This window comes from Streptomyces sp. Ac-502, from assembly GCF_045222935.1.
Taxonomy (GTDB): domain Bacteria; phylum Actinomycetota; class Actinomycetes; order Streptomycetales; family Streptomycetaceae; genus Streptomyces; species Streptomyces monomycini.
This window is the reverse complement of sequence record NZ_JBHFFO010000001.1, coordinates 7,808,378-7,828,806: the sequence shown is the minus strand read 5'-3', so window position 1 is coordinate 7,828,806 and position 20,429 is coordinate 7,808,378. Positions and strand designations below refer to the sequence as shown.

The 20,429-nt window shown below is 68.2% G+C and carries 10 protein-coding genes, 3 rRNA genes and 3 pseudogenes; 7 read left to right on the top strand and 9 right to left on the bottom strand.

Annotated elements, in window-relative coordinates; translation table 11 throughout:
• Positions 1 to 135 precede the first annotated feature (135 nt).
• Positions 136 to 1,026: pseudogene (cynR, locus tag ACEXOX_RS35600) on the top strand (transcriptional regulator CynR); the annotation flags it as partial.
• Positions 1,027 to 1,115: 89 nt separating this feature from the next.
• Here the strand turns inward: cynR and ACEXOX_RS35595 are convergent.
• Both ACEXOX_RS35595 and ACEXOX_RS35590 read right to left on the bottom strand, forming a co-directional pair.
• The gene (locus ACEXOX_RS35595) at positions 1,116 to 2,180 is read right to left on the bottom strand and encodes a PhlD (RefSeq protein WP_406524972.1); all 1,065 of its coding nucleotides are present in this window, start codon (positions 2,178 to 2,180) and stop codon (positions 1,116 to 1,118) included.
• 233 nt (positions 2,181 to 2,413) lie between these two features.
• Positions 2,414 to 3,277 carry a helix-turn-helix domain-containing protein gene (locus ACEXOX_RS35590; protein ID WP_406524971.1) on the bottom strand — a complete coding sequence of 288 codons (864 nt, stop codon included), beginning with the start codon at positions 3,275 to 3,277 and terminating at the stop codon, positions 2,414 to 2,416.
• A gap of 729 nt (positions 3,278 to 4,006) precedes the next feature.
• Here ACEXOX_RS35590 and ACEXOX_RS35585 point away from each other — a divergent pair.
• The gene (locus tag ACEXOX_RS35585) at positions 4,007 to 4,648 is read left to right on the top strand and encodes a TetR family transcriptional regulator (protein ID WP_406524970.1); all 642 of its coding nucleotides are present in this window, start codon (positions 4,007 to 4,009) and stop codon (positions 4,646 to 4,648) included.
• A gap of 208 nt (positions 4,649 to 4,856) precedes the next feature.
• Here the strand turns inward: ACEXOX_RS35585 and rrf are convergent.
• The 3 genes from rrf to ACEXOX_RS35570 all read right to left on the bottom strand — a co-directional run bounded on the left by rrf (position 4,857) and on the right by ACEXOX_RS35570 (position 10,000).
• Positions 4,857 to 4,972 (bottom strand): 5S ribosomal RNA (gene rrf / locus ACEXOX_RS35580).
• A gap of 76 nt (positions 4,973 to 5,048) precedes the next feature.
• A 23S ribosomal RNA gene (locus ACEXOX_RS35575) occupies positions 5,049 to 8,169 on the bottom strand.
• A gap of 302 nt (positions 8,170 to 8,471) precedes the next feature.
• Positions 8,472 to 10,000 (bottom strand): 16S ribosomal RNA (locus tag ACEXOX_RS35570).
• The 16S, 23S and 5S rRNA genes sit together here, the layout of an rRNA operon.
• Before the next feature lie 708 nt (positions 10,001 to 10,708).
• Between ACEXOX_RS35570 and ACEXOX_RS35565 the strand changes: the two genes are divergently transcribed.
• The 5 genes and pseudogenes from ACEXOX_RS35565 (at position 10,709) to ACEXOX_RS35545 (ending at position 16,394) form a co-directional block, all read left to right on the top strand.
• A complete protein-coding gene (locus tag ACEXOX_RS35565; protein WP_406524969.1) occupies positions 10,709 to 12,229 on the top strand; it encodes an SDR family oxidoreductase in 1,521 nt (506 codons plus the stop codon).
• 261 nt (positions 12,230 to 12,490) lie between these two features.
• On the top strand, positions 12,491 to 13,306 hold the full coding sequence (locus ACEXOX_RS35560) for a DNRLRE domain-containing protein (RefSeq protein ID WP_406524968.1): 816 nt from the start codon (positions 12,491 to 12,493) through the stop codon (positions 13,304 to 13,306).
• Between the two features lie 183 nt (positions 13,307 to 13,489).
• Positions 13,490 to 14,179, top strand: coding sequence for a hypothetical protein (locus tag ACEXOX_RS35555; RefSeq protein WP_406524967.1), 690 nt, complete (start codon positions 13,490 to 13,492; stop codon positions 14,177 to 14,179).
• Between the two features lie 90 nt (positions 14,180 to 14,269).
• Positions 14,270 to 15,549 (top strand): annotated as a pseudogene (locus tag ACEXOX_RS35550) (VWA domain-containing protein).
• Positions 15,549 to 16,394 (top strand): hypothetical protein, encoded by an 846-nt coding sequence (locus ACEXOX_RS35545; RefSeq protein ID WP_406524966.1) that lies wholly within the window; start codon positions 15,549 to 15,551, stop codon positions 16,392 to 16,394. Before ACEXOX_RS35550 ends, ACEXOX_RS35545 begins: the two are co-directional and overlap by 1 nt.
• A 120-nt stretch (positions 16,395 to 16,514) precedes the next feature.
• Here ACEXOX_RS35545 and ACEXOX_RS35540 read toward each other — a convergent pair whose 3' ends face one another.
• The 4 genes and pseudogenes from ACEXOX_RS35540 to dhbC form a co-directional block, all read right to left on the bottom strand.
• Complete coding sequence (locus tag ACEXOX_RS35540) at positions 16,515 to 16,745, bottom strand: phosphopantetheine-binding protein (RefSeq protein ID WP_406524965.1); 231 nt, start codon at positions 16,743 to 16,745, stop codon at positions 16,515 to 16,517.
• A 10-nt stretch (positions 16,746 to 16,755) separates the two neighbouring features.
• Positions 16,756 to 17,382: pseudogene (locus tag ACEXOX_RS35535) on the bottom strand (isochorismatase family protein); the annotation flags it as partial.
• A gap of 46 nt (positions 17,383 to 17,428) precedes the next feature.
• The gene (locus tag ACEXOX_RS35530) at positions 17,429 to 19,090 is read right to left on the bottom strand and encodes a (2,3-dihydroxybenzoyl)adenylate synthase (RefSeq protein ID WP_406524964.1); all 1,662 of its coding nucleotides are present in this window, start codon (positions 19,088 to 19,090) and stop codon (positions 17,429 to 17,431) included.
• On the bottom strand, positions 19,087 to 20,292 hold the full coding sequence (gene dhbC, locus ACEXOX_RS35525) for an isochorismate synthase DhbC (RefSeq protein ID WP_406524963.1): 1,206 nt from the start codon (positions 20,290 to 20,292) through the stop codon (positions 19,087 to 19,089). The genes ACEXOX_RS35530 and dhbC overlap by 4 nt, the downstream gene beginning before the upstream one ends.
• Positions 20,293 to 20,429 lie beyond the last annotated feature (137 nt).

The window sequence follows — 20,429 nt, the reverse complement described above, 5'->3', positions numbered from 1 at the left end:
TGCTGAGGGGAACCGGCCGGGAAGCCGATGTCTCCACCATGCGTGACCTGCCGCTATAGCGTCCAAGACGTACAACTCATGGCAGCCATCAGCGCTGCCTATAGCTGCTGCGCAGCACCGCTTACAGTGGCCGTCATGGCCCTGGAACTGCGCCACCTCCGCTATCTGCTCGCGGTGGCCGAGCACGCCAACTTCACCCGCGCCGCCGAAGCCCTGCACGTCTCACAGCCCACGCTCTCCCAGCAGGTCAGGCAGCTGGAGCGGACGCTGAAGGTGCAACTGCTGGACCGTACGGGCCGCACCGTGCGGCTGACCGACGCCGGCGCGGCGTACGCGCACTACGCCCGCAGCGCGCTGCGGGACCTGGAGGCGGCCGAGCGTGCCGTACTGGACGTACGGGACCTGTCGCGCGGGACGCTGCGCCTGGCCACGACGCCGACGTTCACCGCGTACCTCGTCGGCCCGCTGGCCGGGGAATTCCACACCCGGCACCCGGGCATCTCGCTGACCCTGCGCGAGATGCCGCAGGAGCTGATGGAGTCCGCGCTGCTGGCGGACGAGCTGGACCTCGGCATCGCGTTCAGCGGGCCGCACCTGCCGGGGATCACCGGCACCGAGCTGTTCACCGAGTCCCTCAGCCTGGTCGTCGGCCCCACCCACCCGTACGCCGGCCGGACGGCACCGCTGCCGATCCGCTCCCTGCGCGACCACCGCCTGGGGTTGCTCAGCGCGGACTTCGCCACCCGCCTGCACATCGACACGCACTTCGGCGAGCACGGGGTGCGGCCGGACATCGCGGTGGAAGCCAACTCCATCACCGCCCTCACCGAACTCATCCGGCGCACGCCCCTGGCCACCGTGCTGCCCGACGCCATCACCCGCGAACAGCCCGGCCTCCACCCCGTCGCCCTCTCCCCCGCGCTCCCCGCCCGCACGGTAACGCTCCTGTACCGGGAGACGGCCTACCGCAGCGCCGCGTCCGGCGCCTTCGCGCGACTGGCCCGGGAGTGGGGGCGGGAGCACGGGGAGGGGCGGCGCGAGCCTGAGGGGCCTGCGGGGCGCGTCCGAGGGCCGCGCAGGACGGCCCTCGCGAGCGTCCCCACCGTGCCGGGATGTCAGCCCACCCAGCGGGTCCGCGAGGCGGCGGCACAGAAGCCGGGGCCGAACCCGAGCATCAGCCCCCGGGCCCCGGGGGCCGGCGGGTCGTCGTGGAGGCGGTCCAGGATGCGCAGGACGGTCGGGCCGCCGGTGTTGCCGCCGTTGGCCAGGGTCTCGTGCGAGTGGCGAGCCGCCTCGCGCGAGACGCCGCCCTGCTCCTCGACGAGTTCGAGGATCTTCCGGGAGCCGGGGTGCAGTACGGCGAACTCCGCCTCCGTGCCGGGCCACGGCAGGTGCGGCAGGACGGCGGAGACCGCGTCGAGGGCCTCCTTGGTGCTGTCGAAGTGCAGGCCGTCGGGCTCGTGCCGGGTGGCGTAGGCGGAGAGCGAGTCCGGCACCAGGTGCTGCCAGGTCTCCTCGATGACCATGCCCGGGTCGGCGAGCTTCTCGTGGCTCACGACAGCGGCGGCCCCGGCGTCCCCGAAGAGCAGCTTGTACGCCGTGTGCTCGATGTTGCTGTTGTCGCTGCGCTGGTACGAGGTACTGAGTTTCTCCGCGCCGACGACGAGGAACCGGTCGCCCGGCCGGATGACGTGGGCGGCGAGACCGAGGGCATGTGCACCGCCGGCGCAGGCGAGCTGCGTCATCGGGATGCGGACGATGTTCGGGGCGAGCCCGAGGGCGGACACGACCGCGGCGTCCGGGCCGGGGGTACGGTCCCCAGTGGCGTTGAACGAGATGATGCCGGTGACGTCGGCGGGGGCGATGCCCGCGGCCCTGAGGGCCCGGCGGGCGGCGGTGACGGCGAGGTCCCGGACCGCGGCCACGGCGATGTCGTTGCGCTCACGCATCGAAACGGTGCGGGAGACATCGGCCAGCGGCTCGGTGAAGCGCCGGTAGCAGACACCGGTCCGGTCGGCGATACGCGCGGCCGCCGCCTTCGCCACCCGGTACTTCTTCGCCCGGATCTGCGGGCCGTCGGCCTCGTCCCACTTGGCCCAGGCGGCGATGTCCTCCACGATCGGCTCGTTACGGATGACATGGGGGGCCTCGGCTATGCCGGGTCGGTTGACGTACGCCACTGGGTGTCTCCTGGAAATGCGCGTAGGGGGTGGCACCGGTTCGCGCACGACCGCGGACCGGACGCATGATCATCAGTTGACGGCGGCACCGTGCCGGGCCCGCGGGACGTAAATCGCTCAGCATGAGGAAACCTGCCTCGGGACGTGGTGGCCGCCGAGTCGGTGTTCCGGCACGTCGTGCCGCTCCGCGACGCCGGCTGCGGCGGTCGGCTCGAAGGAGGCGTTGCGGACGGTCATACGCCCATTCTCCCGGCATTCTTCTCGGCATGTGCCGTGTGTACCGCCACAGCCGGATCCGGATAGAAATTTATGGTCATCTCGCGGAAGAGCGGCGAGGCTTCGGGGCGGGCGGACAGCATCACGGCCCAGCCGAATCCCCGCGTACCGTGATTCATCGGCCGCCGGTCACCGTCCGGATGAATGTAGGCGTTGTCACCCTGGTTGTAGATGACGGACAGCCGCTCGTCCCGCAGCAGCCGGTCGCGCAGCCGCAGCAGATGCGGGTCATGGGGAGAGGCCGAGACGGAGGCGCGGAACTGCGGGACCAGCTTGGGCGCCCAGAATTCGAAATACCCGGCCAGGACACTCCGGGCCTCCTCGCTGAAGAGGAACCATTCGGCCATGTTCGACGGAACCTTGCCGGAGGGCATCATCTGCCGGAATGCCTCATTGTGGTACCGCAGGTTCCACCGGTGGTCGTTCAGGTAGGAGATGGCCTGCTGGCCCTCGATCTTTATCTTGTAGTCCGGCGTCACATCGAGTCCGGCCTCGGGATCCAGCGGCGCGGGCGTCGTTCCGTACAGATCCATGTGAGCCTGCCGGTATTCGCTCTCCTTGAAGCGCAGCGCCACGGCCAGTTCGAGAAGATAGGCCGGAGAGGGGACCCGCCGGCCCTGCTCGTACCGGGCGTACGTGTTGAAGCCGCGGTTCATCAGGGTGTCCACCTCCGGCTGGGTCAGCCCGGGGACGATGGGACCGCGCTGCGCGACGCGCTTCGGCAGGCCGACGTCCTCGGGCTTCAGGACGCTCCGCTTGGCGCGGCAGAGCAGCCGGAACGCCTCCAGTTGCGCCTTGGACGGCCGGTAGGTGGAGAGCATGTGCGATCGAGTCTTCCTGTGGAACGGCACGCGACCGGTCGGAAACTCCCAGCCAGGCGTGGCCCTTGATTACTCAACGACCGGATCTCAGGATGAGAGACGGGCAGGAAACAGGCCGTCCGGTTTGTGTGCGGAAGGAGGAACGCGTGGAGTCGGCACACCTCGGCGCCGAAGACGCGCAGGGTCCGTCCACCGCGGTCATCCGTTCCCAGGACGGCTCACGGCAGGCGGTCCCGCTCGGGACGGGGCCCGCCACGGCCGATCAGCGTACTGGTCCACGACGGCTCCGCCCATGAGCCGCGGACCGGCCCGGTGGGTGCGCACTCACCGGTAACCCGGACCGCTCGCGAAGAAGTACGGCAGAACAGTAAGCGGCGACGGCTTCACGGACGCCCGGCGTTCGAGGGGATCGCATGGAGAATTAAGCAGCAAACACGGCAAATTACTCCCCGTCGAGGGACGACATGACCGTCGCAGAACAGAACGCCACCAAGATCATTTTTGGTGGCTCGTCGGCGTTCTCCGCCCGGTTGCCGCCGCTCAAGTCGTCCCGACTCGGCCAAGTCTCCGCCCGCCGTATCGCGCCCCTCGCCTCTCGTCTCCTGCGCCTGTCAAAAGGCTCCGAGTGCCGTTACCGGCGCGTACACCGGCTCGGCGAAGCCCCACAAAAGGCAGGCTGCTCCGCCAAAGGAGCCCGAGAAGTAGAAGGCACAGATGCAGGAACGCGCAGTGAAGACGCGAGCACGGTTGTTGACGGCCGCCAGCCAGGTTTTCAACGAAAGAGGGTACAACCGGGCTTCCGTCACCGAGATCGCAGCACGCGCGCATTCGACGGCCGGCGCGCTGTATCACCATTTCTCCTCCAAAGCAGGGCTGGCCGAGGGAATCCTCGCGGTCGACCTGACCGAAGGGGTCGAGCAGAATTCCGGTGCGCCCGCCCTCCAGGAATGGATCGACCTGGGCCTGCTGCTCACCCACCGCGTACAGGCGGACCCGCAGGTGAAGGCAGCCCTCCAGCTCGCCGCGCTGGACGAGCCCACGCGGACGTGGGCCTCGCCCTGGGCCTCGTGGAAGGCCACGGTGACCCGGCCCCTCCTCCGGGCCCAGCAGGGGGGCGAACTGCTCCCCGGGGTGGAGTTGGCGGCCGTCGCCTCACTGTTCATGACGAACTGGGTCGGCGGAGAAAGCCTCACGTCGGGCGACGACCATGCCGTGAAGACGCAGATGAACAACTTCTTCACCTACACCCTGCCGGGCGTCGCGACGCCCGTCGTCCTGGCCCGGCTGGACTACTCCCCCGAGCGGGGTCTCCTCCTCCGCGAACGGATCTCCGCCGGCCCGGCCCCGGACGCGATGCTCGTGCCCGCATGAGGGCGGGCTCCGTACGGAGTCCGCGCCGGCCCCGGCCGGTGTCCGCACAGACAAAAGGCCCTGCCGGGCGAGCCGGCAGGGCCTTGGTCGTGGTCGTGTACGGCGCGGAGCGCCCTGCGCCGGCCGGGGCCTGCGCCGGCCGGGGCCTGGGCGCACAACGCAGAAAGCCCCGCACCATACGGTGCGGGGCTTCCCACTATCAAAAGGAGTTCGGCGGCGTCCTACTCTCCCACAGGGTCCCCCTGCAGTACCATCGGCGCTGAAAGGCTTAGCTTCCGGGTTCGAAATGTAACCGGGCGTTTCCCTAACGCTATGACCACCGAAACACTATGAAGATAACAACTCCAGCCGGCAAGGCGAGTTCGTTACTTCAGAACTAACACAGTGGACGCGAGCAACTGAGGACAAGCCCTCGGCCTATTAGTACCAGTCAACTCCACCCGTTACCGGGCTTCCATATCTGGCCTATCAACCCAGTCGTCTACTGGGAGCCTTAACCCCTCCAGGGGGTGGGAGCCCTCATCTCGAAGCAGGCTTCCCGCTTAGATGCTTTCAGCGGTTATCCTTTCCGAACGTAGCCAACCAGCCATGCCCTTGGCAGGACAACTGGCACACCAGAGGTTCGTCCGTCCCGGTCCTCTCGTACTAGGGACAGCCCTTCTCAAGACTCCTACGCGCACAGCGGATAGGGACCGAACTGTCTCACGACGTTCTAAACCCAGCTCGCGTACCGCTTTAATGGGCGAACAGCCCAACCCTTGGGACCGACTCCAGCCCCAGGATGCGACGAGCCGACATCGAGGTGCCAAACCATCCCGTCGATATGGACTCTTGGGGAAGATCAGCCTGTTATCCCCGGGGTACCTTTTATCCGTTGAGCGACGGCGCTTCCACAAGCCACCGCCGGATCACTAGTCCCTACTTTCGTACCTGCTCGACCCGTCAGTCTCACAGTCAAGCTCCCTTGTGCACTTACACTCAACACCTGATTGCCAACCAGGCTGAGGGAACCTTTGGGCGCCTCCGTTACTCTTTAGGAGGCAACCGCCCCAGTTAAACTACCCACCAGACACTGTCCCTGATCCGGATCACGGACCCAGGTTAGACATCCAGCACGACCAGAGTGGTATTTCAACAACGACTCCCCTGCCACTGGCGTGACGAGTTCACAGTCTCCCACCTATCCTACACAAGCCGAACCGAACACCAATATCAAGCTATAGTAAAGGTCCCGGGGTCTTTCCGTCCTGCTGCGCGAAACGAGCATCTTTACTCGTAGTGCAATTTCACCGGGCCTATGGTTGAGACAGTCGAGAAGTCGTTACGCCATTCGTGCAGGTCGGAACTTACCCGACAAGGAATTTCGCTACCTTAGGATGGTTATAGTTACCACCGCCGTTTACTGGCGCTTAAGTTCTCAGCCTCGCCCCACCGAAATGGAGCTAACCGGTCCCCTTAACGTTCCAGCACCGGGCAGGCGTCAGTCCGTATACATCGCCTTACGGCTTCGCACGGACCTGTGTTTTTAGTAAACAGTCGCTTCTCGCTGGTCTCTGCGGCCACCACCAGCTCAGAGTGCAAAACTCATCACCAGCAATGGCCCCCCTTCTCCCGAAGTTACGGGGGCATTTTGCCGAGTTCCTTAACCATAGTTCACCCGAACGCCTCGGTATTCTCTACCTGACCACCTGAGTCGGTTTAGGGTACGGGCCGCCATGAAACTCGCTAGAGGCTTTTCTCGACAGCATAGGATCATCCACTTCACCACAATCGGCTCGGCATCAGGTCTCACCCTTAACGTGCGACGGATTTGCCTACCGCACGGGCTACACCCTTACCCCGGGACAACCACCGCCCGGGCTGGACTACCTTCCTGCGTCACCCCATCACTCACCTACTACCACCTTGGATCAGCGGCTCCACCACTCCCCTTTGTCCGAAGACTCCAGGGCGGCTTCACGGCCTTAGCATTAATGGATTCGATGTTTGGCGCTTCAAAGCGGGTACCGGAATATCAACCGGTTGTCCATCGACTACGCCTGTCGGCCTCGCCTTAGGTCCCGACTTACCCTGGGCAGATCAGCTTGACCCAGGAACCCTTAGTCAATCGGCGCACACGTTTCCCACGTGTGTATCGCTACTCATGCCTGCATTCTCACTCGTGAACCGTCCACAACTACCTTCCGGTGCTGCTTCACCCGGCACACGACGCTCCCCTACCCATCACAGTCCCCGTTGGGGGTACATACTGCAATGACACGACTTCGGCGGTGTGCTTGAGCCCCGCTACATTGTCGGCGCGGAATCACTTGACCAGTGAGCTATTACGCACTCTTTCAAGGGTGGCTGCTTCTAAGCCAACCTCCTGGTTGTCTCTGCGACTCCACATCCTTTCCCACTTAGCACACGCTTAGGGGCCTTAGTCGATGCTCTGGGCTGTTTCCCTCTCGACCATGGAGCTTATCCCCCACAGTCTCACTGCCGCGCTCTCACTTACCGGCATTCGGAGTTTGGCTAAGGTCAGTAACCCGGTAGGGCCCATCGCCTATCCAGTGCTCTACCTCCGGCAAGAAACACACGACGCTGCACCTAAATGCATTTCGGGGAGAACCAGCTATCACGGAGTTTGATTGGCCTTTCACCCCTAACCACAGGTCATCCCCCAGGTTTTCAACCCTGGTGGGTTCGGTCCTCCACGAAGTCTTACCTCCGCTTCAACCTGCCCATGGCTAGATCACTCCGCTTCGGGTCTTGGGCACGCTACTCAACGCCCTCTTCGGACTCGCTTTCGCTACGGCTTCCCCACACGGGTTAACCTCGCAACATACCGCAAACTCGCAGGCTCATTCTTCAAAAGGCACGCAGTCACGACTATGCAGCAAGCTGCATAGCGACGCTCCCACGGCTTGTAGGCACACGGTTTCAGGTACTATTTCACTCCGCTCCCGCGGTACTTTTCACCATTCCCTCACGGTACTATCCGCTATCGGTCACCAGGGAATATTTAGGCTTAGCGGGTGGTCCCGCCAGATTCACACGGGATTTCACGGGCCCCGTGCTACTTGGGTGGTTCTCAAACGAGCCGTTGATGTTTCAGCTACGGGGGTCTTACCCTCTACGCCGGACCTTTCGCATGTCCTTCGCCTACACCAACGGTTTCTGACTCGCCGACCGGCCGGCAGACCGGTCAAGAGAACTCCCACAACCCCAACCACGCAACCCCTGCCGGGTATCACACGTGACTGGTTTGGCCTCATCCGGTTTCGCTCGCCACTACTCCCGGAATCACGGTTGTTTTCTCTTCCTGCGGGTACTGAGATGTTTCACTTCCCCGCGTTCCCTCCACACTGCCTATGTGTTCAGCAGCGGGTGACAGCCCATGACGACTGCCGGGTTTCCCCATTCGGACACCCCCGGATCAAAGCTTGGTTGACAGCTCCCCGGGGCCTATCGTGGCCTCCCACGTCCTTCATCGGTTCCTGGTGCCAAGGCATCCACCGTGCGCCCTTAAAAACTTGGCCACAGATGCTCGCGTCCACTGTGCAGTTCTCAAGCAACGACCAGCCACCCGTCACAACCCGCCGAAGCAGGCCTTTACCGGGGCCGGCGTTGAAGGTACAGACGTCTCCGTCCATGCCCTCAGACACCCAACAGCGTGCCCGACACCCTCGCCCCCCTGACACGTTCCACGCCGAAGCAGTACTAGTGACCAGTGAGCCAAGTGTGCCGAGTAGTCAACGTTCCACCCATGAGCAACCAGCACCGGACATTCGCCGATGTACTGGCCCCTGACCGAGCGAACTCGGTAAGAAGTGCTCCTTAGAAAGGAGGTGATCCAGCCGCACCTTCCGGTACGGCTACCTTGTTACGACTTCGTCCCAATCGCCAGTCCCACCTTCGACGATTCCCTCCCACAAGGGGTTGGGCCACCGGCTTCGGGTGTTACCGACTTTCGTGACGTGACGGGCGGTGTGTACAAGGCCCGGGAACGTATTCACCGCAGCAATGCTGATCTGCGATTACTAGCAACTCCAACTTCATGGGGTCGAGTTGCAGACCCCAATCCGAACTGAGATCGGCTTTTTGAGATTCGCTCCACCTCGCGGTATCGCAGCTCATTGTACCGACCATTGTAGCACGTGTGCAGCCCAAGACATAAGGGGCATGATGACTTGACGTCGTCCCCACCTTCCTCCGAGTTGACCCCGGCAGTCTCCTGTGAGTCCCCATCACCCCGAAGGGCATGCTGGCAACACAGAACAAGGGTTGCGCTCGTTGCGGGACTTAACCCAACATCTCACGACACGAGCTGACGACAGCCATGCACCACCTGTACACCGACCACAAGGGGGCGCCTGTCTCCAGACGTTTCCGGTGTATGTCAAGCCTTGGTAAGGTTCTTCGCGTTGCGTCGAATTAAGCCACATGCTCCGCTGCTTGTGCGGGCCCCCGTCAATTCCTTTGAGTTTTAGCCTTGCGGCCGTACTCCCCAGGCGGGGAACTTAATGCGTTAGCTGCGGCACGGACGACGTGGAATGTCGCCCACACCTAGTTCCCAACGTTTACGGCGTGGACTACCAGGGTATCTAATCCTGTTCGCTCCCCACGCTTTCGCTCCTCAGCGTCAGTATCGGCCCAGAGATCCGCCTTCGCCACCGGTGTTCCTCCTGATATCTGCGCATTTCACCGCTACACCAGGAATTCCGATCTCCCCTACCGAACTCTAGCCTGCCCGTATCGAATGCAGACCCGGGGTTAAGCCCCGGGCTTTCACATCCGACGTGACAAGCCGCCTACGAGCTCTTTACGCCCAATAATTCCGGACAACGCTTGCGCCCTACGTATTACCGCGGCTGCTGGCACGTAGTTAGCCGGCGCTTCTTCTGCAGGTACCGTCACTTGCGCTTCTTCCCTGCTGAAAGAGGTTTACAACCCGAAGGCCGTCATCCCTCACGCGGCGTCGCTGCATCAGGCTTTCGCCCATTGTGCAATATTCCCCACTGCCGCCTCCCGTAGGAGTCTGGGCCGTGTCTCAGTCCCAGTGTGGCCGGTCGCCCTCTCAGGCCGGCTACCCGTCGTCGCCTTGGTAGGCCATTACCCCACCAACAAGCTGATAGGCCGCGGGCTCATCCTGCACCGCCGGAGCTTTCCACACACAGACCATGCGGTCGTGTGTCATATCCGGTATTAGACCCCGTTTCCAGGGCTTGTCCCAGAGTGCAGGGCAGATTGCCCACGTGTTACTCACCCGTTCGCCACTAATCCCCTCCCGAAGGAGGTTCATCGTTCGACTTGCATGTGTTAAGCACGCCGCCAGCGTTCGTCCTGAGCCAGGATCAAACTCTCCGTGAATGTTTACCGGGTTATCCCGGTAACACACACGAGAGCGGAACAGGAAGCGGAATAGGCTTCCCGTTCACAGCGTCCTCGCTGTGTGTGCCACCCGCACCGCGTGGGTGCTGGTGGGCTTTTTCAAAGGAACCTCATCCTCCGGCTGCTGCCGGTGGACGGGGTATCAACATATCTGGCGTTGACTTTTGGCACGCTGTTGAGTTCTCAAGGAACGGACGCTTCCTTTGTGCCTGTTTCACCAGGCCCTCCGGGCGCTTCCCTTCGGTCTTGCGTTTCCGACTCTATCAGATCCTCGCGGTCCTGATTTTCGCCGGTGCGTTTCGGCCTTTCGGCTTCTTCGCGGTTCCAACCTTACCAGATCCGTTCGGCGTTTCCGCTTTCCGTTTCCGGCCCCTGTTGGAGCGGGTTTTGTTTCGCGCCTTCCGGCGTGCTCACCACTTTAGCGGTTTTCCCCGGCGACTCATAATCGAGTCACTGTTCCGAATTTCGGCATGCCGAAATTCTTCCCGTTGAGGAGCCGTGCGGTGGTCATGGTGCTTGCCGGTGTGGCGTGAAGGCTGTCGCGGCGCCTGTCGGCTCCGTGGCAACTCGGAGAACACTACACGACGGGCCGGAGAACCCGAAGGCACCCCCGCCACTGCCGCGCTCCGTTCGCGGGCACGTTCCGTGCGGGGTAGTACGGGACCGGGCGGCTACGGGAGGCGCGGCGTGGAACGGTGTCTGGTGACCGGGGCGAGCGGGTACATCGGCGGGCGGCTGGTGCCGGAGCTGCTGGCCGCGGGGTATCCGGTGCGGTGTCTGGCGCGTACGCCGGGAAAGCTGCGGGATCACCCCTGGTCGGGGCAGGTGGAGACGGTACGGGGCGACGTCACGGACGCGGAGTCGCTCACGGCGGCGCTGGAGGGTGTCGGTGTCGCCTATTACCTGGTGCACGCGCTGGGGTCGGGTAAAGACTTCGAGGACACCGACCGCCGGGCGGCCCGTACGTTCGCCGAATGCGCGCGGAAGGCGGGCGTGCGGCGGATCGTCTATCTGGGCGGCCCGGTGCCGAAGGGTGTCGACCCGCACCGGCTCTCGCCGCACCTGCGGTCGCGGGACGAGGTGGGGCGCATCCTGCTGGCGTCCGGTGTGCCGACCGCGGTACTGCGGGCCGCGGTGATCATGGGGTCGGGCTCGGCGTCCTTCGAGATGCTGCGGTACCTGACCGAGCGGCTGCCGGTCATGGTGACGCCGAGCTGGGTGCGTACCCGCATCCAGCCGCTGGCGGTACGGGACGTGCTGCACTACCTGGTGGGCTGCGCCGCCCTGCCGGAGTCGGTGAACCGTGGCTTCGACGTCGGCGGCCCCGACGTACTGACGTACCGGCGGATGATGCAGCGCTACGCGCGGGTCGCGGCGCTCCCCCGCCGTCTGATCGTGCCCGTCCCGGTGCTGACGCCGGGGCTCTCCAGTCACTGGGTGGGGCTGGTGACGCCCGTACCGGCCGGTATCGCGCGTCCGCTGGCGGAGTCGCTGCGGCACGAGGCCGTGGCCCAGGAGCACGACATCGCGCGGTACGTGCCGGACCCGCCCGGCGGGCTGACCGGCTTCGACCACGCGGTGGAGCTGGCGCTGCGGCGGGTACGGGAAGCACGGGTCGCCACCCGCTGGTCGTCGGCCTCGGTGCCCGGAGCCCCCAGCGACCCGCTGCCGACCGACCCGGACTGGGCGGGCGGCAGCCTCTACACGGACCGCAGGGCTCGCCGGGTGGACGCCTCGCCCGAAGCGCTGTGGGACGTCATCGAGGGCATCGGCGGGGAGAACGGCTGGTACTCCTTCCCGCTCGCGTGGGCGCTGCGGGGGTGGCTGGACCGGCTGGCGGGCGGCGTCGGGCTGCGCCGGGGCCGGCGGGACGCGCAGCGGCTGCGGGCCGGTGACTCGCTGGACTTCTGGCGGGTCGAGGAGATCGAGCGGGGGCGGCTGCTGCGGCTGCGCGCGGAGATGCGGCTGCCGGGGCTCGCGTGGCTGGAGCTGCGGGTCGGGCGGGACGCGGCGGGCCGTACGGTCTACCTCCAGCGGGCGGTGTTCCATCCGCACGGGCTGGCGGGCCATGCGTACTGGTGGAGTGTCGTGCCGTTCCATGCGGTGGTGTTCGGCGGGATGGCCCGCAACATCGCCGCGGCGGCGCGGGAGCGGGTCGCGCCGGCGGGCCGGGGACAGGGGGCGCGGGGCGCCACACCGGGAGGTTGACGCGGGACGCCGTACCGACACGTCCCCGCGCGGGGACGGTGGCGCAAGGCGCGGTACGCCGTGCGGCGACGTTGCTGCGGGCCTGCGCCCGAGGGTTCCCGACACCACCCGACTGCCGTCACCCTCCATCCACCTCATGCCGTCGAACGAGTGAGTTACGGGGCTGCCGGCGCCCCCGGTCGGACGCAGGGGCGGCGCGGCGTGCGGGCGGTGGTGGCGGGCCCTTGTACGTTCGCCGCTCCCGGCAATGAGAGGTGCGCCATGCCCACATCCCGTTCCCTCACCGGCTGGAGACCGTCCGGCCCGTGGTATTCCGTACTGGTCTGCGGCATCGCCGGCGGACTGGCCGTCCCCACCGCCTGGGCGGCGGGTTCCGACGCTCACGACACGAAGTCCCGGCAGTCCGCGGCCCGGCAGGCCGAGTTCCAGCAGGCCTCCGAACAGGCCGCTTCGTCCGGCCGGCGGGTGGAGGTGCAGTCGCAGCGCACCGACACCGTGCGCGTGTACGCCAACCCGTCCGGCACCTACACCACCGAGCAGAGCCTGCCCGCGGCGCGCGCTCCCAGGGGCCCGGTGGGCCTGTGGACCAGCGTCAACAAGAAGTACCCCAAGGCGTCCTACTGGGCGAAGACCGGTGACGTGGCGCGCGTCGGCCATGAGAACGAGACGGACGGGACCTGGCGCTCGTTCATCACCATGGGCACCAAGGATCTCCAGCGGACCGGGACGATCAAGAGCGCCGTGTTCGAGATCGTGAACAGCTACTCCTGGTCGTGCGCCAAGCGGCCGGTCCAGCTGTGGGACACCGGCCGGGCCTCCAAGAACACGACGTGGAACGCGCAGCCCAAGTGGTACAAGCTGCTGGACACCGTCACCGACGCCAAGGGCCACAGTGCCAAGGAGTGCCCGGCCGGTGTGCTGGCGTTCAACGTCACGGACAATGCCCGGGCGGCGAAGGCCAACAAGTGGCCGGACATGACCCTGGGGCTGCGGGCCGCGAACGAGAACGACACGTACGCGTGGAAGAAGTTCGCCCCGAGCACGTCCAAGCTGGCCGTCACCTGGTCCAAGCGCTGAGTCCACGGCGGTGGCGCGGAGGCGGGCGGGGGGTCGGCCGCCGTCACCCTCCGTCCACCGTCTTCCGTCGGGCGAGTGAACCTGCGGCTGTCGCTCTCACGGTCGGACGCGGTGGGGGCGCGGTATGCGGACGGCGGGGAAAAGCTGGAAATCGTTCAGCCATTCCCCGCACTGGAGGCACACATGCCCACACCCCGTTCACTCACCGGCCGCAGGCGATCCCGGTCGTCGTACGCCCTGCTGGCCTGCGGTCTGGCCGGCGGCCTCGCCGCCCCGGCGGCCTTCGCCGCGACCCCCGGCACGCAGGCCGGACAGGCCGGCGCGACCGTCGCCGAGAAGCGCCTGCCCGGGCCCGGCGCGCCCAGGGGCCGCGTGGGCCTGTGGACGAGCGTCAACAGCGGCAATCCGGACAGGGCCTACTGGAACCGGACGGACGACGTCGCGCGCGTCGGCAAGAGAGCCCTCGCGAACAATCATGGGCTGAACGGCGTGTGGCGCTCGTTCATCACGGTGGGCGCCCAGGACCTGCACCGGGCCGGAGCGATCCGGAAGGCAGAACTCCACATCAGGAACACCACGTCCCAGTCGTGCGCCCCCTACAACGTCGAGATCTGGGACACCGGCCGGGTCTACGCGAGCACGACGTGGAACAGGCAGCCGCGGTGGTACAAGCAATTGGGCTGGGTCTCGCCCCACCAGCGGCCCTGCCAGAACCGCCCCCTGTCGTTCGACGTCACAGCGAGCGCCCGGGCGGCCCAGCAGAACAGGTGGCCGAGCATGACCCTGGGGCTGAAGGCGACGAACGAGAAGAGCTCGGACGCGTACAAGACTTTCGCCCCGTCCACGGCCAGGCTGGTCGTGACCTGGCGTTAGCGTTTCCGGCGCACACCCCGGCCGCTGATCAGCCGTCAGCGGCGTCCGCCCGTTTTGGTCACCGGCCCTGATCATCAATACGATCCGGCGATGATCACAAGAAAACGGCTGGCGGCCGGGGTGTGCGGCCTGCTCGCCACCCTGGCCGTGGGGCTGCTGCCCACCTCCGCCGCAGCCGCCGGCGAACCGGACGCGAAGAAGCCCTCCCCAAGGTCGAGCTGGTGCTGGACGTCAGCGGCTCGATGCGGGCGCGGGACATCGACGGGCAGAGCCGGATGTCGGCGGCGAAGCAGGCGTTCAACGACGTGCTGGACGCGGTGCCGGGCGAGGTCCAGCTCGGCATCCGTACCCTCGGCGCGAACTATCCGGGCCCGGACCGGCAGACCGGCTGCAAGGACACCAAGCAGCTCTACCCGGTCGGACCGCTCGACCGGACCGAGGCGAAGACCGCGGTGGCGACGCTCGCCCCCACCGGCTGGACGCCGATCGGCCCGGCCCTGCTGGGCGCGGCCGACGACCTCAAGGGCGGTGACGCGACCCGCCGGATCGTGCTGATCACCGACGGCGAGGACACCTGCGCCCCGCTCGACCCGTGCGAGGTGGCGCGGGAGATCGCCGCGAAGGGCATCCACCTGACCGTGGACACGCTGGGGCTGCTGCCGGACGCCAAGACCCGTAAGCAGCTCAGCTGCATCGCGGAGGCGACCGGCGGTACGTACACCTCCGTGCAGCACACCAGCGAACTGCGGGACCGGGTGCACCAGTTGGTGGACCGGGCGGCCGATCCGGTGGTGACGCCGGTGGCGACGCGGGGCGCGGACCAGTGTGCCAAGGCGCCGGTGCTTGAGCCGGGCCTGTACACCGACCGGGAGAAGTTCGCCGAGCACCGCTGGTACCGGGTGGACGTACGGCCCGGCCAGGAGCTGCGCGCGTCGGCGAGCATCGGCGCCGACCGTGCCGTCAACAACGATTACGGCGTGCTGCTGCGCGCCTCGACCGTGCACGGCCGGGAGATCGTGCGCGGCTCGGAGGCGGGCGACGGGCGTACCGACGTCATCTCGTCCGGGCTGCGTTATCCGAAGGCGCCGCTGGAGAACGCCGACGGTGCGGCGAAGGACGCGCCGGAGACGGTCTGCCTCCAGCTGAGCAACTCCTTCGCGGCGCCGGCCGGGGTCAAGACCGAGCCGGGGCTGCCGGTGGAGCTGGCCATCGACGTCGTGGACGGCCCGTCGGACGCCTCGGACGTGGCGTCCTTCGGTCTGGGCCGCGGCTGGTGGTTCCTGGGCGCGCTGGTGCTCGTCGGCCTGGTGGCCGGTCTGCTGTGGGGCTGGCTGTCGCGCTGGCGTGTCGCCGTCTGGAGGACCAACTGATGCGTACGCGTACGTTTGTGACCGCCGCGCTGCTGGCGGGTGCCGCGCTGTTCGGTACGGCGGGCGGGGCGGTGGCGGACAGCCCGTCGCCGTCCGCGAGCGGCGGCGCCGCGGGACCGACGGAGGCGGGGACGTCGTTCCGTACCGCGACGCCGGTCCAGCCGGGGCAGCGGGCGACGGCCGGGGCGTCGACCGGTGACTACCTGTACTGGGCGGTGCCGGTGGACGCCGGGCAGCGCGCCACGATGAAGGCGAAGGTGACGCTGCCGAAGGCGGCCCGGCACGGCGCGGCGACCTGGCAGCTCGACGTGTACGACGGGCTGCGGCGGCGGCAGGCGTGCACGTACGGCGCGCAGACCAGGGCTGCGGCAGCGGACGCGGCTTCGGTGGAGCTGTCCTGCACGCTGCGGACGGTCCGTTCCTGGGCCGAGCAGTCGTCCAACGATCCGCTGCCGGGCACGTACTTCGTGCGCCTGACGGTCACCGATCTGCCGCAGGACGATCTGGGTCTGCCGGTGCACGCGGAGTTCGAGCCGACGGTGGCCGGGACGGGCGGCGCGTACGCGGTGGACGGCAAGCTGGCCGCCCCGCTCGTGCCGGGGGCCGCCGCCGCGGGCCCGAGGGACGGGGAGAGCGCTTCCCCGGAGCCGTCGGCGTCGGCTTCGGCGGCGGGCAAGCGGTCCGTCGCGGCGTCCGAGCCGGAGGGCGGCTGGTCCTCGGGCCGGTGGTCCGACCGGTGGGTGTGGACGGCGGTGGGCGGTGTGCTGGCGGCGCTCGCCGGGATCGGCGGGTACGCGATGACGCGCGGCAGCGGCCGCCCGTCGCGGGTGCCGCCGGGCGTCTGAAGGCGCCACGCGGCCTACGGCGGCGGGGCGGTGCGCGGAGTGTTCCGCGTACCGCCCCGCCGCCGTCTGTACGGAGCCTCACTGCCATCCGTACGGAGCCTCGTTGCCGTACGGAAGGGCTCAGCCGGTGGCGCCGAGCAGCACCGCCCACTTCTCCAGGGCGGGCTCCTCCGACAGGTCGGCGACGGCGACCTCGATTCCGTGGTCGCGGTTCCAGCGGCCGGCCAGGGCCATCAGGCGGACCGAGTCGAGGCCGTAGTCGACGAGGTTCTCGTCGTCGGGGATGTCGGCGGGCTCCTCGCCGAGGACGTCGGCGACGTCCTTGCGCAGCTGCTCCAGTGTCAGTGCCATCAGGGTCACTTCCTTCGAAGACGGTGGCGGTGGTGGTGACCACGGCACACTTGGCGGCCGCCCAGCGCAATGCCATCGCGTGGTCGTCCGCGGAGAAGTCGGCCACCGCGTCGGCGACGAGGAACGCCTGGAGGTCGCGCATCCACGCGTCGCAGGCGGTCATCAGGACGCCGATGTGGGCGTAGACGCCGGTGATGACGAGCTGGTCGCGACCGAGGTCGCGCAGCCGCTCTTCGAGGTCGGTGCGGACGAAGCCGCTGTACTTCCACTTGGTCAGCACGGTGTCGTCCGGGCCGGGGGCGACCGCGTCGGCGATGGCCGCCGCGTGCTCGTCGGCGGGCAGGCCGGGGCCCCAGAAGTCCTGCTGGAGGCCGCGTTCCTCAGGGGTCTGGCCGCCGGGCTGCGCGGTGTAGAGGACCGGGATGCCGAGCCGGGCGGCCTCCTTCTTCAGCGCCGCCACGTTGCGCAGCAGGTCGGTGGCGGGGGACGCCTGGGTGTCGAAGGCCGACAGGAAGTAGTTCTGCAGGTCGTGGACGAGCAGGACGGCGCGCGACGGGTCGGCCTTCCAGTCCACGCGGTTCGCGGGCAGGTCGCCGGCGGACGGCATGGGGTAGGGGGCGATGGCGGGCAGGGCCATGGTGCGGTGCGGTCCCTTCAGGACGGGGCGGGGAGGGTTCGGGTGGTCAGGCGGGACCGGCGTCGCCGGTGGCGGCGGACCTGAGGTCCTTCTTGGAGATCTTGCCGACGCCGGTCTGCGGGAAGGCGTCCACGAACACCACGCGGTCGGGCACCTTGTAGGCGGCGAGGCCGCGGGCCCGGACGAACTTCTTGACGGCGACGGAGGACGGCGCTTCGGCGCCGGAGCGCAGGATCACGTAGGCGAGGGTGCGTTCGCCCAGGTACGGGTCGGGTTCGGCGACCACGTTGGCGTCGTGCACCGAGGGGTGCGCGAGCAGGTGGTTCTCGACCTCCTCGGCGGCGATCTTCTCGCCGCCGCGGTTGATCTGGTCCTTGGCGCGGCCCTCGACGACGAGGTGGCCGGTGGGGGTGAGCCGGACGACGTCGCCGGTGCGGTAGAAGCCGTCCGCGGTGAAGGAGCGGGCGTTGTGCTCGGGCGCCTTCCAGTAGCCGCGGATGGTGTACGGGCCGCGGGTGAGCAGATGGCCGGTCTCCCCCACGGGCAGGTCGTTGTCCTGGTCGTCGACGACGCGGATCTCGTCGTCCGGGGAGATGGGCCGGCCCTGGGTGGTGACGATGATTTCCTCGGGGTCGTCCAGCCGGGTGTAGTTCACCAGCCCCTCGGCCATGCCGAAGACCTGTTGGAGGGTGCAGCCGAGGGCGGGCCGTACGCGCCGGGCGGCCTCCTCGCTGAACTTGGCGCCGCCGACCAGCAGGACGTCGAGGCTGCTCAGGTCGTACGAGGTGGCGGGCGCCGCCTCCGTCCAGACGAGGGCGAGCGGCGGGACGAGGCCGGTGAGGGTCACCCGTTCGCGCTCGATGAGCGGGAACGCCACGTCGGGGTTGGGCTGCGGGCACAGCACCACGCGGGCGCCCGCGTACAGGGCGCCGAGCGAGCCGGGTGAGGAGAGCGGGAAGTTGTGGGCGGCGGGCAGCGCGCACAGGTAGACGCTGTGCTCGTCGACGCCGCACAGCTCGTTGGAGCCCCACAGCGAGTAGATGTAGTCGTCGTGGGTGCGCGGGATGAGCTTGGGGACGCCGGTGCTGCCGCCGGAGAGCTGGAGGAAGGCGAGGTCGTCCGGTGCGGGCTCGTCCCAGGGCGCGGTGTCCGCGGGCGGGTCGGCCGGTACGTCCGCGAGCGCCTCGAAGGGGCCCGGGTCGCCGCCGGTGACGAAGACGTGGCGCAGGCCCGGGACCTCGTCGCGTACGGTCGCGGCCAGGGCGCGGTAGTCGTAGCCGCCGTGTTCGGCGGCGATGACGTAGGCGGCGGCGCCGGTGAACTCGCAGAAGTAGCGGATCTCGGTCTCGCGGTGCGCGGGCAGCGCGAAGACCGGGAGGGCGCCGAGACGGAAGAGCGCGAAGATCACCTCGAAGAACTCGGCGACGTTCGGCAGCTGCACGACGACCCGGTCGCCGCGGACGATGCCGCGGGCGTGGAGTCCGGCGGCGAGCCGGGTGGCGCGGCGGTCCAGTTCCGCGTACGTCCAGCGGCGGCCCTCGCCGGCCGGGTCGACGACGGCGATCCGGTCCGGGTGGGCGGCAGCCCGGTCGCGCAGCATCTGCCCGAAGGTCTCGCCGCGCCACCAGCCCGCTTCACGGTAGCGCTCGGCGAACTCCGCGGGCCAGGTGGGCGCGTGGGAGTCGGCGTAGGCGTAGGGATCGGTCACAGTTCGGCTCCGACGGCGCTCAGGAAGGTACGGAACTTGGCGCCGGTCTCGGCGGTCTCGGCGCCGGGGTCGGAGGCGGCGACGATGCCGGCTCCGGCGTACAGGCGCAGGGCGCGCTCCTCGGCCTCGGCGCAGCGGATGGTCACCACCCACTCGCCGTCGCCGGACGCGTCGCCCCAGCCGACCATACCGGTGAAGAAGCCGCGGTCGAACGGTTCGGTGTCGGTGATCACCTGCCGGGCGGTGTCGGTGGGGGTGCCGCAGACCGCCGGGGTGGGGTGCAGGGCGCAGGCCAGCTCCAGGGCGGAGGTGTCCGGCGAGGCGAGGGTGGCGGTGACGGTGGTGGACAGGTGCCACATGGCGGCGGTGCGCAGCAGGGTGGGCCGGACGGGGACGTCGAGGTCGGTGCAGTACGGGGCGAGGGCCCGGTGGACGGCGTCCACGACGACGGCGTGCTCGTGCAGGTCCTTGGCGGACTCCAGCAGGGCGGCGGCCCGGCGGACGTCCTCGGCGAGGTCGTCGCTGCGCGGGATCGACCCGGCCAGCGGGTTGGCGACGACCCGCCGGCCGTGCCGGGTGACCAGCAGTTCGGGGCTGGCGCCGAGGAGGGTGCGCCGGGGTCCGGTGGGCAGCGCGAAGGTGTAGCCGGAGGGGTCGCGGCGGGCCAGGCGCTGGAGCAGCGCGGGGATGTCGAGCGCGTCCGGGGTGGTCAGTTCGAGGGTGCGGGCGAGGACGACCTTGCTGAACTCGCCGCGCCACATGCGCTCGACCGCGGCGGCCACGCCGGCGCCGTACACCTCGGGGGCCGGTACGGGTCTGATGTCCCAGCGGGCCGCGGCGGGCGGGTCGGCGGGCAGCGCGATCAGCGGGTCGGCGGTGAGCGGCGGGGCGGTCCGGACGGTGGCGGGCACGGTGAGCGCGGAGGGCGCCGTCTGGTCGAAGGGCACGGCGCCGATGACCATGGGGGCGTCGTGTCCCGCCGCTTGTGCGGCGCCGAGGGTGGCGGCGACCCGCTGGGGCAGGGGGCGTTCGTCGTGCGGGACTTCGCTGTAGGTGCCCTGCGCGAGGAGGGTGCGCGTGGGCGTGCCGAGGAAGCGGGCGCCGGGGGTGTAGGCGCCCAGGAGCGAGGTAGCGGCTCCGACGGCGGGGTGGGCCGGCTCGGCGAGGGGGACGTGCGTGGCGACTTCGGGTGCCGTCGGCACGGGAGCTCCAATTCTCGGAAGGCTGCGAGGTTCCGGGGGATGGCTGATACGGGTGGTGGTGCGGAGGGGCGTGCGGTGAGCGGGGGTGCGGTGGTGCATGCGTCCCGGGCGGCCGGTGGGCGGCGGGGCGCGGCGCG